Genomic DNA, 12,661 nt, shown 5'->3' with positions numbered 1-12,661 from the left:
GACAAGCCGATGGGGTCATGATCGACTGAGGTCAGTTGGCAACAAGGAAAGGAGGTGATCCGATGTCGAGCGTTCGGGTATCCGTTACGGCTGTGGCGATGTCGGTCACGTTCTTCAAGAGCAACTGACATCACTTGAGCCACTCCCGGAACAGGGTACTGGCGCAGTATCTCGGGCAGGCCGCTTCCGTTAGGAGGCGGCCTGTTCGTTTGTACAATATTTTCTACAGCAGATTCTTACCTTCGGCGGGTCCGGAGCATCCGGCTCAATCGGCCAGGCCGAACAGGCGCACCCGCTCCATCTCGTAGTTGATCTCCGGGTTGTAGGGCTGCACCGGCAGGGTCAGGCTGGCCACGGTCAACTGGCCGATCGCGGCCTTGAGCTGGTAGCTGGCGTTGACGGCGCTCGCCCGCGCCCGCACCAGGTTGGAGCGTGCCTGGAACAGGTCGTGCTGGGCATCCAGCACGTCCTGGACGGTGCGCAGGCCCAGGTTCGCCTCCCGCTCGACCCCGCGCAGCGCCAGCGCGCTGGACTGGGCCTCCAGGTCGAATGCCTGTACCGCAGACTTCGCCGCCTCGATCAGGGTCCAGTAGGTGCGCACGTCGCGGCGGACCTGGTAGGCGGCGCTCTCCTGCTGGCTCTGCAGCTGCCGGACCGTCTGGTTGGATTCGCGGACCTGCGCCGAGACGAGGCCGCCCTGGAACAAGGGCACCGTCAGGGTCACGCCGACCTGCGCGCTCTGCTGGTCGTAGAAGGCCGGGTTCGGGTCGTCCGCGTAGTTGAGCTGGCCGACCAGGTCGACGCTCGGCAGCAGGCCGGCGAACGCGACGTCGACATCCGACCTGGCGGCGTCGACGTTCAGGCTGGCGCGGCGGATGTCCGGATTGCTCTGCGCCAGCGCATAGGCCTGTTCCAGGTCGCCCGGCAGGTCGGTGAGCGGCTCCGGGTCGGAGAAGGTCTGCGGAAGCGGCCCGACCACCTGCTCGTAGGTCGCTTCCGATTCCGCAAGGTCGGCCCGCGCCTGGTCCTGATCGGCGCCGGCCCGCGCCAGCCGGGCCTTGGCCTGGACGACATCGGTCTCCGCCACCGCCCCCAGCTCGAACCGGCGCTGCGTGGCCTTGAGCTGGCGAGTGAGCCGGTCGTGGTTGGCGGCCGATTCGGTGGTCAGCCTCCGGTCCCGCCAGACGGCGACATAGGCTCTGGCTGCGCTCGCCAGCACGTTCTGCTCGACCGAGACGAGGTTGGCCTGACCGGCCCGGACCCGCCGCTCCGCTCCTTCCAGCCGCGCCTGGGTGGCGCCGCCGGCATAGAGGTTCTGCTTGAGCGCCAGGGTGGCGAAGGTCGAATCGGCGTCCTGGGTTTCCAGGATCCGCTCGTACTCGGAAAAGTCGAAGCCGGGCGCGGAAGGGAAGTCGAAGGCGCTGCTCTGCTTGCCGCGCGTCACCTGCCCCTGGAGGGTCGCGGTGAGGTTGGGGTAGTAGCCGGCCCGGGCCTGGGCGACCCGGGTGTCGGTCGCCCGCAGCGCCGCCCGCTCCGCCGCCAAGTCCGGATTATGTAGATAGGCCTCGACCAGCGCGTCCCTGAGCGTGTCGGCTGTCGCCATAGTCGACGGCAGGAGGAAAAGGCCAAGGAGAAGCAAAGGCGGGGTCGCCCGTCGCTTGTTCATGATCCTTCCACCGCTCCCAAGCCGGTCATTTCCCAGGTGGAGACCAGCCGGGCGACACAGTTCCAGTGAAAACGGGACGATCAGAGCCGCAGATCGAGCCGTGCCAGCCCGCGGACGATCACCCCGTCCTGCCGCTCCAGCGCCGCCACGTCCAGCCGCGGCAGGCGGCGCGCCAGCAGGGCGAACGTGGCTTCCGCCTCGATCCGGGCCAGCGGCGCGCCGATGCAGCTGTGGATGCCGGCGCCGAAGGCGAGCTGGCGCGCGGCTTCCCGGCCGAAATCGAGCCGGTCCGGATCGGGGAAGACCCGGGGGTCGCGGTTGGCGGCGCCCAGGCCGAACCCCACGGTCTGGCCCTTGCGGATCATGGTGCCGCCCAGTTCGGCATCCTCCAGCGCATAGCGGAACGCGATCTGCTGCGGGCTGGTGAAGCGCAGCAGCTCGGCCACCGCGAGCGGCATCTCCACCTGGCCGGCCCGCAGTCGGGCATGGGCCTCGGGCGCCTCCGACAGCGCCAGCAGCCCGTTCGCCACCAGCTGCGCCGAGGCCTCGTGCCCGGCGAACAGGAACAGGATGCAGGCCGAGAGCAGTTCCTCCTCGCTCAGCCGTCCGTCCTGGTCGCGGGCCTCGATCAGCAGGTCGAGCAGGTCGCCGCGCGGCTGGCGGCGGTGCATCTCCACCAGGTCGGCGAAATAGGCGGACAGCTCCACCGCCCGTTCCGCGCCAATGCGGATGCTTTCCTCGGTACGGATCACGTCCAGGGCGGCGGTGATCGCCCGCACCCAGTCGCGGATCAGCGGCCGGTCGCCTTCCGGGACGCCCAGCAGGTCGCTGACCACGTCGATCGCCAGCGGGTAGGCGAACTCGCCCACCATGTCGACCACGGTCCCGGCCGGCAGCTGATCGACCATCCGCGCCGCCAGCCGCTCGATGGCCGGGCGCTGGCCGGCCACCGCGCGCGGCGCGAACACCGGTGCCGCCAGCCGGCGCAGCCGGCCATGGTCGGGCGGGTCCTTGAACAGCATCCAGTGCGAGATCATCGCCATCAGCGGCCGCTCATGGGCCGGCACCGGCGGCAGGGCTTCCGGCGGCAGGAGCCTGGCGATCTCCCGGCCGAACCGGTTGTCCTTCAGTCCGGCCGACACGTCGGCATGGCGGCTGACGAACCAGAAGCCCCAGAAGCCCGGCACCGGCGCCGAGGACCAGGCCACCGGCGCGGTCTCGCGCAGTCGCGCATAGGTCGGATAGGGATCCGCCCGGTTCTCGGCGGCGAGCGGATGGAATAGCGTGACCGGCATGGCGGGCAGTCAATCAGCACCCGCCCCTTCCCGCAACCGATGGATCCTCATGCGACTGCTCGCGATCAGCGACCTGCATCTGGGCAGCCCCACCAACCGCGACGCCCTGGCTGAGCTCGGAGACTATCCCGAGGACTGGCTGATCGTCGCCGGCGACGTCGCCGAGAGCTTCCAGCGCATCGGCGACGGCCTGGCCGCCCTGCGCCGGCGCTTCGCCAAGGTGATCTGGGTGCCCGGCAACCACGAGCTCTGGTCCCTGCCTGGGATCGAGGGCGAGCTGCGCGGCGAGGCGCGCTACCAGGGCCTGGTCGACCTCGCCCGCGCCCAGGACGTGCTCACCCCGGAGGACCCGTGGCCGATCTGGCACGGGGAAGGGGGGCCGGTGCGGATCGTGCCGATCTTCACGCTCTACGATTACAGCTTCGCTCCCCCCGGCCTGGCGCCCGCCGAGGTGATCGCCTGGGCCGGCGAAACCAACATCCACCCGGTCGACGAGGTGCTGCTGCATCCGGACCCGCACCCCAACCGCGTCGCCTGGTGCCGGGACCGCCTGGCGCGGACCGAGGCCCGGCTGGCGGCGCTGGAGCCGGGCCTGCCCAGCATCCTGGTGAGCCACTGGCCGCTGCGCGAGGATCTCGTGCGCATCCCGCGCGTGCCCCGCTTCGCGCCCTGGTGCGGCACCACCGCGACCCGGCACTGGCCCGAGCGCTTCGGGGCAATCGCCTGCGTCTATGGCCATCTCCATGTCCGCGGCCGGCGCTGGCTGGACGGAATCCGCTTCGAAGAGGTCTCGCTGGGCTATCCGAGGCAGTGGCAGCCCGAGCGCGGGATGGCCGCCTATGTCAGGCAGATCCTGCCGCTGGTGGCCGAGCCGGAAGCTCCTTGAGCCGATTGGTGGCGTCGGTGCAGCGGATCTCCAGCAACGCCTCGGGCGCCAGCGCCAGGGCCAGGGCAGCCCGGTAGCGCGGGTCGGGACGCAGGCGGTGCAGCCGCCAGACCGCCGGCGCCGCCCCTTCGATTCCGCCCATGTCGACGGCGCCGTCGCCCGGCGGCACGATCAGGCGCTCCAGGGGCAGGGACAGGCCGCCGCCATGGGCCTTGGCGACCGCTTCCTTGCCGGTCCAAAGCGCCACCAGCGCCTCCTGCAGAACCGTGCCCTCGAGCCCCACCAGCCGCGCGCGCTCCACCGGCGCCAGCAGGTCGTGGAGCAGCGACGGGGTGAACTCGCGCCGGTCCAGCGGCTCCACGTCGATCCCCAGCGCCTCGACCGGGGCGAACGCGCACAGGGCGAGGCTGCCGCTATGGGCGAGGCTGACGGCTACAGGCGCCGGCGGATCGGCCAGGAACGGCTTGCCCGTTGCCGTGCGGGCGAAGTGCAGGCGCTCTGGCGGCAGTTGCAGATGGTCGGCCAGCACCAGACGCGCGAGAACATGAGCGGCGGCATGAAGGCGGCGCGCTTTTTCAACCAAGAAGCGTTCATTTCGCTTTTGTTCGGCCGCTTCCAGGAAGATCGGTAGTCTGTCGGCGCTGTTCCTGTCGAGCAAGTCGACATCGCAGAACACTACATTCGCGACGATCTTGGCGGAAATTACAGGTTTCACGCAACCGTGGCCCATGATACGTCTTAGCCTGAGGTGTGCTGAAGCCTTAATCGCAGGGGGTGCCACGAGACCATGGCGATCAAGCTCGACAGGGATGTTCGGCGCGTAGTGGTGCTTGGAGGAGATCACCCTCGGCGCCGGGTCTACGATGCCGACCGGGATTCCCGCTACGACGACGACGAGGGCATTCGCGTCACCGTGCTCCATCGCGACCAGCATGGTCGTCTGGTGGGTCGCGAGCGCTACGAGAGCGAGGGCGAGCGGCGGCGCAAGAAGCAGTCGGCGATGCTCAAGCCGATCGAACGGGTGCTGCGGCGGGCGATCAAGTTCGAGGCGCGCCTGCTCAACGACTATCTCGGCCGCCACGAGCGCTCCAACAGCAAGAAGCGCGACGGCTGGATCAAGGACCTGTCGGACAACGTGCGCCGATCGATCCGCAAGTCCAAGCCCCGCTACATCATCCGCGGCCGTGACTGAGCCCCGCCGCTCGCGCCGCGGCAAGTCAGCACCAGGAGAAGATTCGATGGCAGACAGCAACGTCGTCGAGAAGGTCGAGGCGAAGGACATCTCGCCCCCGGAGCCGACCAGCAGCGAGATGGTCGTGATCGACATGGGCGAGCACAGCCGCCGGCGCGTGAGGAAGCTGCGCCGCGGCGAGGGCCGCCTCATGGAGAAGGTCGAGGACACCCTGGCCGATCTCGAGGAGCAGGGCGTCATCGAGGCGGCGACCCAGCGCGTGATCATCGTGGTCCGGCAGGAGCCCAGCCTGGGCGGGCTGTTCGGCGACGATGACGACGATGACGATGACGACGACGACTGATTGACCGCGACTGATTGATGCCGGGGCCGGGGCGGCGCCCGGCCGACCCGTCGGCTCTGGTTTTTCGAACGTGCGGATCGAGAGATGATGGCCGATGTGCCGATGGACAGGGCCGCTGGCGAGCGCCCGCGGCGGCTGTCGCGGGTGGCATGGCTCATCGTTCTCGTGGCCTGCGCCGGGATTGCCGGCGCCGCCTTCTACCGGTTCGATCCGTTCGGCAGGAAGGTCGCCGCGGTGGCGGCGGCCCCGCCGCCGGTGGCGGTGACGCTTGCGGCGGTGGACCATGCCGAGATCCAGGACCAGCTGACCTTCGCCGCCAGCGTGACGGCGCTGCGCCGCATCACGATCTCGCCCTACACCAGCGGCCACATCACCGACATCCTGGTGCTGGAGGGCGCCGAGGTGACCGCCGGCCAGCCCCTTTACCGCCTGGACGACCGCACCGCGCAGGCCGAGCTCGCCCTGGCGCAGGAGCGGGTCGATCTCAACCGCGCCAAGGTGCAGCGCGACAGCACCCTGCAGAGCGAGGGCTTCCTGGCCCAGGTGTCGCTCGGCGCCACCCAGGCCGATCTCGCCGAATCCGAAGTCGACCTGCAGCTCAAGCAGCTCAATCTCGATCTGCTGACCATCCGGGCGCCGTTCGCCGGGCGGCTGGAGCGCCACCAGGTGGCGCTCGGCCAGTACGTGACGCCCGGCACGGCCATGGTCGACCTGGTCGATCCCGACGATCTGGCCGCCGACATCCAGGTGCCCGAGCGCCTGCTCGAGCAGGTGAGACAGGGGGCGTCGGTCACCTTCCAGAGCAATGCCTCCGGCCAGACCTTCGACGGCGACGTGATCTTCATCTCCGCGGTGATCGACCCCTCGACCCGCACCTTCGCCGTGCGCACCAGCCTGAAGGACCCGGAGAAGCAGCTCCGGCCCGGCCTGTTCGGCAGCCTGCGTCTCGCCACCGGGGCCCGGCGCAGCACCCTGGTGGTGCCGGAGGAGGCGCTGATGCAGCAGCTCACCGGTGCCTCGGTGTACCGGGTGGCCGACGGCAAGGCGCATCTCGTCCAGGTCCAGACCGGCACCACGGCGGCAGCCGGGGTGGAGATCACCCATGGACTGGAGGCAGGTGACCAGGTGGTGACCTCCGGGCAGTTCCGACTGCGCGACGGCGATGCCGTGCAGCCGCAGCCGGCGGCCGGTTCATGAACCTCTCGGCGGTCTGGATCCGCCGGCCGGCCCTCACCATCGTCGTGAGCCTGATCCCGGCGATCCTCGGCCTGTTCGCGCTGACCCGGATCGAGATCCGCGACCTGCCGCGCTTCGACATCCCGATGATCCAGATCGTCACGGCCCTGCCGGGCGGCGCGCCGGACCAGATCGCCAGCCGCATCACCGTGCCGATCGAGCAGGCGGTCGCCACCGTGGGCGACGTGGACACCGTGATCTCGCGCAGCGAGGCCGGCCTGAGCTCGGTCCAGGTGACCTTCCAGTTCGGCACCGATTCGGTGCGGGCGTCGAACCTGATCCAGTCCAGCATCAGCCAGATCCAGGGGCAGCTGCCCGCCGATGCGCAGCGGCCGATCATCTCGCGCCTGAGCCTGGACAACGTCCCGGTCCTCTATCTGTCCCTGTCCGGCGAAGGGATGTCGGACGTCGAGCTCAGCGACCTGGCCGCCCGGGTGGTGGTGCCGCAGCTCTCCACGGTGCCGGGGGTCGGCAGCATCCAGGTGATCGGCGACCGCCGCCCGGTCATGGCGGTGACGGTCGACCCGCTCGACCTCCAGGCCATGGAGGTGTCCGCCGGCGACATCGCCGCCGCCATCCAGCAGCGCAACGCCGACGTGCCGGCCGGCGACATCACCAGCGAGATCGGGCGCACCAGCATTCAGATCGGCGGTCAGACCCATCCGGTGGAGAGCGTCGCCGATGTCGTGGTCCGCCGCAGCGGCAGCCATGTCGTGCAGCTGCGCGACGTGGGCGACGTCCAGATCGCCGGCGAGAACAGCGCCACCCGGGTGCGGATCGACGGCAAGTCGGCCGTGGCGCTGGGGATCATGCGCCAGTCGACCGCCAACTCCCTGGTGCTCGCCCAGGCGGTTCGCGACACCATCCCGCAGATCCAGGCCGTGCTGCCCAGCGGGGTCAATGTGGGGGTGGCGTTCGACACCACCCTCTCGATCAGCGCCTCGCTCGACGAGGTCCGCGACACGCTGCTGATCGCCATCGGCCTGGTGATCCTGGTGGTGTTCGCCTTCCTGGGCTCGCTGCGCTCCTCGCTGATCACCCTGGTCACGATCCCGCTCTCGCTGCTGACCACGGTGGTGTTCATCTATTTCGCCGGGTTCAGCTTCAACACCTTCACCCTCCTGGCCTTCATCCTGGCCATCGGCCTGGTCGTCGACGACGCGATCGTCGACGTGGAGAACGTGCAGCGCCACATCGACGAGGGCCTGTCGGCGGTGGACGCGGCCTTTGTCGGCAGCGCCGAGATCGGGTTCGCCATCGTCGCCACCACCATCACCCTGGCGGCGCTCTACGTGCCGATCGGCCTGGCGCCGGGCATGCTGGGCGCGCTGTTCCGGGAGTTCGGGCTGACCCTGGCCTTCGCCGTGCTGATCTCGGGGGTGATCTCGCGCACGCTCTCGCCGATGATGTGCTCGCGCCTGCTGCGCCCCACCCACGGCAATCTCTATTCGCGCACCGTCGACCGGCTGTTCGACCGGCTGGTCCACCACTACCGCAGCCTGCTGGGGGGCCTGCTCGGCTCGCGCCTGGCGATCGGGGTCGTGGCGATCACCGTGCTGCTCGTGGGCGGGCTCGCCGCGGCGAGCCTGCAGGGCGAGTTCGCGCCGAACGAGGACGAGGGCTATCTCCTGGTCCAGCTCGATGCCCCCACCAACGCCACCGCCGACTATCTGGTCCAGAACGCCGCCGCGGTGGAGAAGGTGTTCGACACCGTGCCGGAAAAGAGCGGCTCGCTGATCATCCTGGGCATCCCCGCGACCAACCAGGGCTATGCCTTCCTGCTCCTGGAGGACTGGGAGGAGCGGACCCGCTCGGCCAAGGAGATCGGCGATTCGATCCGGGGCGACCTCGCCAGGATCCCGGGCCTGGCGACCACGCTGATCCCGCCCGACCCGCTGAGCGGCGCCCAGGCGCAGCCGCTCCAGCTCGTGATCAAGGGGCCGATGGGCTACCAGGCCCTGGCCAGGGTCGCCGACCGGATCCTGGCCAAGGCGGAGAACGATCCGGCGATCGCCGCGGCCAGCGTCGACCTGCGCTTCGACCTGCCGCAGATCGACCTGGACATCGACGAGGCGCTGGCGGCCGATCGCGGCGCCGACATCCAGTCGATCGCCGGGTCCCTGCGCATGCTGTTCGGCGGCTACGACGTCGACCGCTTCTCCTGGAACGGGCAGCTCTACAAGATCCAGCTCGAGCTGGCCCGCGCCTATGCCGAGCGGCCGGACAGCATCGGCCTGGTCGGCGTGCGCGCCAGCGACGGCAGCCTGGTGCCGCTCGACACCTTCGTCACCGTCGCCACCAGCGCCGGCGCCAGCTTCCTGCCGCGCTTCAACCAGCTGGCCTCCGCGCAGATCTCCGCCGATGCCGGCCCCGGCTTCAGCACCGGCTCGGCCCTGGACCGGCTGACCCAGCTGGCCCGGGCGGAGCTCGAGCCGGGCATGCAGATCGACTACAACGGCGCGTCCCGCCAGCTGAAGCAGGCCAATGCCGCGGACGGGGCGGTGTTCCTGCTGGGGATCGTGTTCATCTTCCTGACGCTGACCGCCCAGTTCGAGAGCTTCCGCGATCCCTGCATCGTGCTGCTGGTGGTGCCTTTGTCGGTGGCCGGCGCCATCGTGGCTCTGGCCCTGTTCGGCGGCTCGCTCAACGTCTACAGCGGCATCGGCTTCATCACCCTGGTCGGCCTGATCGCCAAGCACGGCATCCTGATCACCGAGTTCGCCAACCAGCTGCGCGACCGCGGCATCGAGTTGCGCGAGGCGGTGATGGAATCGGCCGCCTTGCGCCTGCGGCCGATCCTGATGACCACGCTCGCGATGGTGCTGGGCAGCGTGCCGCTCCTGTTCGCGCAAGGCGCCGGCGCCGCCAGCCGGATGAATATCGGCCTGGTTCTGGTCGGCGGCCTGCTGATCGGCACCCTTCTGTCGCTGTTCGTGGTGCCGGTGGTCTACACCCTCCTGACCCGCAAGGTGCGCCGTCCCCATGCCGACATCAGCGAAGGGGCGCATGAGCGGCTGGAGAAGATGGGGCTAGGCTGAGGCGGCCTCGTGCAGCCGCCGGGCGATCGCCTGGACCGGCAGGTCCGCCTGGTCGTCCGGCACCACGCTCGCCAGCATCAGCCGCTCCCCGGCCCCGCTCACCGAAAGCACCGGCCCCCCGGCATTGGCGCCTGCCAGCGCCATGTACCAGGTGGCTTGTCCGTGCGGACCCGACGGCAACGTGGCCCGGCCGCCGTTGCTGACGGTCAAAGGCGGCCGCGCCATCGACCGCCGGGTTTCGGCGGCAAGGGTGCGCGGAAGCTCGGCCAGCGCAGCACCGGCTTCCCCGGCGGCCAAGCCGGCCGAGACCAGGGCGCGCGCCTGGCGCGCACGCTCCCAGTAACCGGCGGCATCCGGGGTAGGGGTCACGAGGCTGGACAGGGCGAACCACGTCTCGCCGGCCAGGGGCTCCGGCAGGAACCGGCGCATGTCGACCGCATGGCCCAGCCGGCCGGCCCCGGCCTCCGGCACCAGCGCGGCGACGACGGCGCCATGCAGGGTGGTTTCCTCGTTCCGGCAGCGCTCCTGCAGGCGCCCGAAGGCCGGCCCGTCCAGCGTGGCAAGCGTCAGGCGCGCCGGTGCGGTGGCCGGCAGCAGCCGGGCGATCGCCGCCAGGTCGAGCGCCCGGACCCGCTCGGTGACCCGCCGGCTCCACCAGCCCAGCACCTCGTCCTGATGCGCCGGGTCGGGATAGGCCGCCTCGTCCAGCAGTTCCTCGAAGGACGGCGGCTGCGCCGGGATCGCCGCGCCGGCCAGGATCCGCTCCAGGAGGACCAGGCCGCCCCGGGCATCAACCAAGGCGTGGGGCAGGGCCAGCAGCAGCACGGTTTCCATGCCGTCATCCACCAGGGCAAGGCGCCAGGCCCCTCCGCCCGCTGCCGGCAGGGGCGCGCGCAGCAGGTCCTGCGCCACGGCTGGCCAGGGCCCCGTGGCCGTCTCGATCCGCCCCTCCGGCGAGGCCGCCGTCCAGCGCGGCAGCCCTCTGGCCAGTTCGATCCCGGGCAGCGCCAGCGCCACGGGCGGCCGCCAACCCGCGATGCCCGCGGCCAGCACGATGTTGAACGGCTGCGCCTGCCCGAGCAGCCAGTACTTGGTCTCCTCGGGCCCGAGCCGGCGGCTCAAGAACGATAGTCCGGCTGCTCGGCCAGTTTCAGCAGCTTCCTGCAGATGATGAGGATCCAGATGATGGCGCAGACATAGACGATCGACTCCCCGTAGGTGATGCCTTCCATGAAATCGAGGATCTCGTTGGATTCCCGGCTCAGCCCGTCCAGCGAGATGTCGTGCTGGTTCTTGAAGTGGGCAAACATCGCGAAGATCAGGCCGAACCCGAACGCATAGACCAGGCCGCGCAGGATCACCGCCCCCATGCTGGCGAGCTTGCTGACCGAGCCGGTCAGCGACAGCGTCTCGTTGCGCAGGAGGGGGCGCAGCAGGAGGTCGTATTCGTGCACGGCCTCGACCATCCGGCTGACGCTCTTCTCCAGGGACCGGCGCAGTCCCTGGCCGCGCAGGGCGCGGTAGCGGGCATTCTGGAAGTAGCGGTCGAACAGCTTCATGTAGTTCGCGTTGGGGATCAGGAACTGCATGGAGGCGTCCAGCGTCGCCCAGGTGCGGCTGACCCGCATGAAGGTCCAGGTCGGCTGCACCTTGTACTTGTAGAGGATCTTGCCGGAATCCGAGCCGGCGCTGCTCAGCGCCTTCTCGTGGTAGGGGACGTTGCGCAGGTGGGTGCGCGCCTCCCAGTTGCGGTAGGAGCGGATCAGGTCGCGGCGCAGCGAGGTCAGCTTGAGGGTCGGCAGGTCCGGGCAGAGCCGCAGCAGGTAGTCCGCGGCGCGGGAGAAGTCCTTCTGCGCCAGGGACCGCAGGCTCATCAGGTAAAGCTCGAGGAACTCGCGCTCCATCGTGCCGATCGTGCCCATGTCGATCAGGGCCACCCGGTTGTTCCGCAGCAGCATGATGTTGCCGGGGTGCAGGTCGGCGTGGAACAGGTTGTCCTCGAGCAGCTGGCGCAGCGCCGAGATGAACAGCCGCTGCGCCACCTTCTTCGGCCGGATCCCGTTGGCCGCGCACCAGGCCTCGGCCCGCTCGGGATCGTGGCTGGCGACCTCGATATATTCCGACATCAGGACGCCCGGCACGTACTCCATCACGATCACGGCGTCGGTCGAGAGGTGGAAGTAGGGACGCGGCACGTGGACGCCGTGCGCCTTCAGGCTCTTGCGCATCCGGTCGAGGTTGGCGGCCTCGTAGCGATAGTCGAGCTCCTCGCGCATCATCTGCTCGAGTTCCCACACCGCATCGCCCCAGCGCATGTGCGGGCCCAGGCGCAGCCAGCCGATGATGCGCACCATCCGCTGCAGCGCCTTCAGGTCGCCCTCGAACGCCTGCTTGATCCCCGGTCGCCGGACCTTCACGATCACGACCTCATGGGTCTCCCGCAGCACGGCGCGGTGCACCTGGGCGATCGAGGCCGCGGCGAACGGCTCCATGTCGAACCGGCTGAAGAACCGCATCAAGGGGCCGCCGAGCTCGGCCTCGATGGAAGCCACCGCGTCCTTCACCGGAAACCCGACCGCCTCGAACTGCAGGCGGGACAGTTCACGGCACATCGCCGCCGAGAACATGTCGGTGCGCAGCGACAGGAGCTGGCCGAGCTTCACCCACAGGCCGCCGAAATGTTCGAAGATCGCCCGCAGCGCCTTGGCGTTGGCCTCCTCGAAGTCCTTCCTGAACCAACGGTTGAGCCGTGCCCGCAGGAAGTAGCCGATGATCGTCACCAGGACCCGCAGGCCGCGCAGACTGTCCTTGCTCGATCTCGGCTGGATCTCGACCTTGCGCCGGTCCTTGAGGGGGCGGAGCGGCGTGGGGACATAATCCTCGTTGATGCTGAACCGCCGGAAGTCGCTTTCCTGGTCCTCCAGGGAGGGCGGATCGGCCGAGACAAGGCGGAGGGCAACGGCCTGGTGCGGCATGGCGAAGGATCATCCCCTGCTGGCGAAGCC

General features: G+C 69.6%; 10 protein-coding genes. 5 read left to right on the top strand and 5 right to left on the bottom strand.

The annotated features are described in order from the left end of the window. Positions 1-265 precede the first annotated feature (265 nt). Both GEMRO_RS0106505 and GEMRO_RS0106500 read right to left on the bottom strand, forming a co-directional pair. Positions 266-1,666 carry a TolC family outer membrane protein gene (locus GEMRO_RS0106505; RefSeq protein ID WP_084506613.1) on the bottom strand — a complete coding sequence of 467 codons (1,401 nt, stop codon included), beginning with the start codon at positions 1,664-1,666 and terminating at the stop codon, positions 266-268. Between the two features lie 80 nt (positions 1,667-1,746). Beyond that, complete coding sequence (locus tag GEMRO_RS0106500) at positions 1,747-2,961, bottom strand: cytochrome P450 (protein ID WP_035484848.1); 1,215 nt, start codon at positions 2,959-2,961, stop codon at positions 1,747-1,749. A 49-nt stretch (positions 2,962-3,010) separates the two neighbouring features. Here GEMRO_RS0106500 and GEMRO_RS0106495 point away from each other — a divergent pair, with 49 nt between their 5' ends. Continuing rightward, positions 3,011-3,847: a metallophosphoesterase family protein gene (locus GEMRO_RS0106495; RefSeq protein ID WP_027133356.1), complete on the top strand. Its 837-nt coding sequence runs from the start codon at positions 3,011-3,013 to the stop codon at positions 3,845-3,847. Here the strand turns inward: GEMRO_RS0106495 and GEMRO_RS34605 are convergent. Then, positions 3,804-4,577, bottom strand: a complete 774-nt coding sequence (locus GEMRO_RS34605) for a 4'-phosphopantetheinyl transferase family protein (protein WP_407645356.1) — start codon at positions 4,575-4,577, stop codon at positions 3,804-3,806. The genes GEMRO_RS0106495 and GEMRO_RS34605 overlap by 44 nt on opposite strands. A gap of 57 nt (positions 4,578-4,634) precedes the next feature. Between GEMRO_RS34605 and GEMRO_RS34600 the strand changes: the two genes are divergently transcribed. The 4 genes from GEMRO_RS34600 (at position 4,635) to GEMRO_RS28005 (ending at position 9,656) form a co-directional block, all read left to right on the top strand. Next, entirely contained in the window at positions 4,635-5,039 is a 405-nt protein-coding gene (locus GEMRO_RS34600; protein ID WP_027133355.1) for a DUF6312 domain-containing protein, read from the top strand. 46 nt (positions 5,040-5,085) lie between these two features. Next, entirely contained in the window at positions 5,086-5,382 is a 297-nt protein-coding gene (locus GEMRO_RS34595; RefSeq protein ID WP_027133354.1) for a DUF6200 domain-containing protein, read from the top strand. Between the two features lie 84 nt (positions 5,383-5,466). After that, a complete protein-coding gene (locus GEMRO_RS0106475; RefSeq protein WP_027133353.1) occupies positions 5,467-6,579 on the top strand; it encodes an efflux RND transporter periplasmic adaptor subunit in 1,113 nt (370 codons plus the stop codon). After that, positions 6,576-9,656, top strand: a complete 3,081-nt coding sequence (locus GEMRO_RS28005; RefSeq protein WP_035484845.1) for an efflux RND transporter permease subunit — start codon at positions 6,576-6,578, stop codon at positions 9,654-9,656. The genes GEMRO_RS0106475 and GEMRO_RS28005 overlap by 4 nt, the downstream gene beginning before the upstream one ends. Here the strand turns inward: GEMRO_RS28005 and GEMRO_RS0106465 are convergent. Then, positions 9,648-10,778: a hypothetical protein gene (locus GEMRO_RS0106465; RefSeq protein ID WP_027133352.1), complete on the bottom strand. Its 1,131-nt coding sequence runs from the start codon at positions 10,776-10,778 to the stop codon at positions 9,648-9,650. The two genes, GEMRO_RS28005 and GEMRO_RS0106465, sit on opposite strands and share 9 nt — an antisense overlap. Further along, positions 10,775-12,631, bottom strand: a complete 1,857-nt coding sequence (locus tag GEMRO_RS0106460) for an ABC1 kinase family protein (protein ID WP_027133351.1) — start codon at positions 12,629-12,631, stop codon at positions 10,775-10,777. The genes GEMRO_RS0106465 and GEMRO_RS0106460 overlap by 4 nt, the downstream gene beginning before the upstream one ends. Positions 12,632-12,661 lie beyond the last annotated feature (30 nt).

The sequence above is a fragment of the Geminicoccus roseus DSM 18922 genome (assembly GCF_000427665.1).
Taxonomy (GTDB): domain Bacteria; phylum Pseudomonadota; class Alphaproteobacteria; order Geminicoccales; family Geminicoccaceae; genus Geminicoccus; species Geminicoccus roseus.
Note: the sequence above shows the minus strand (reverse complement) of the source record. Positions and strands in the feature narration are given on the sequence as shown.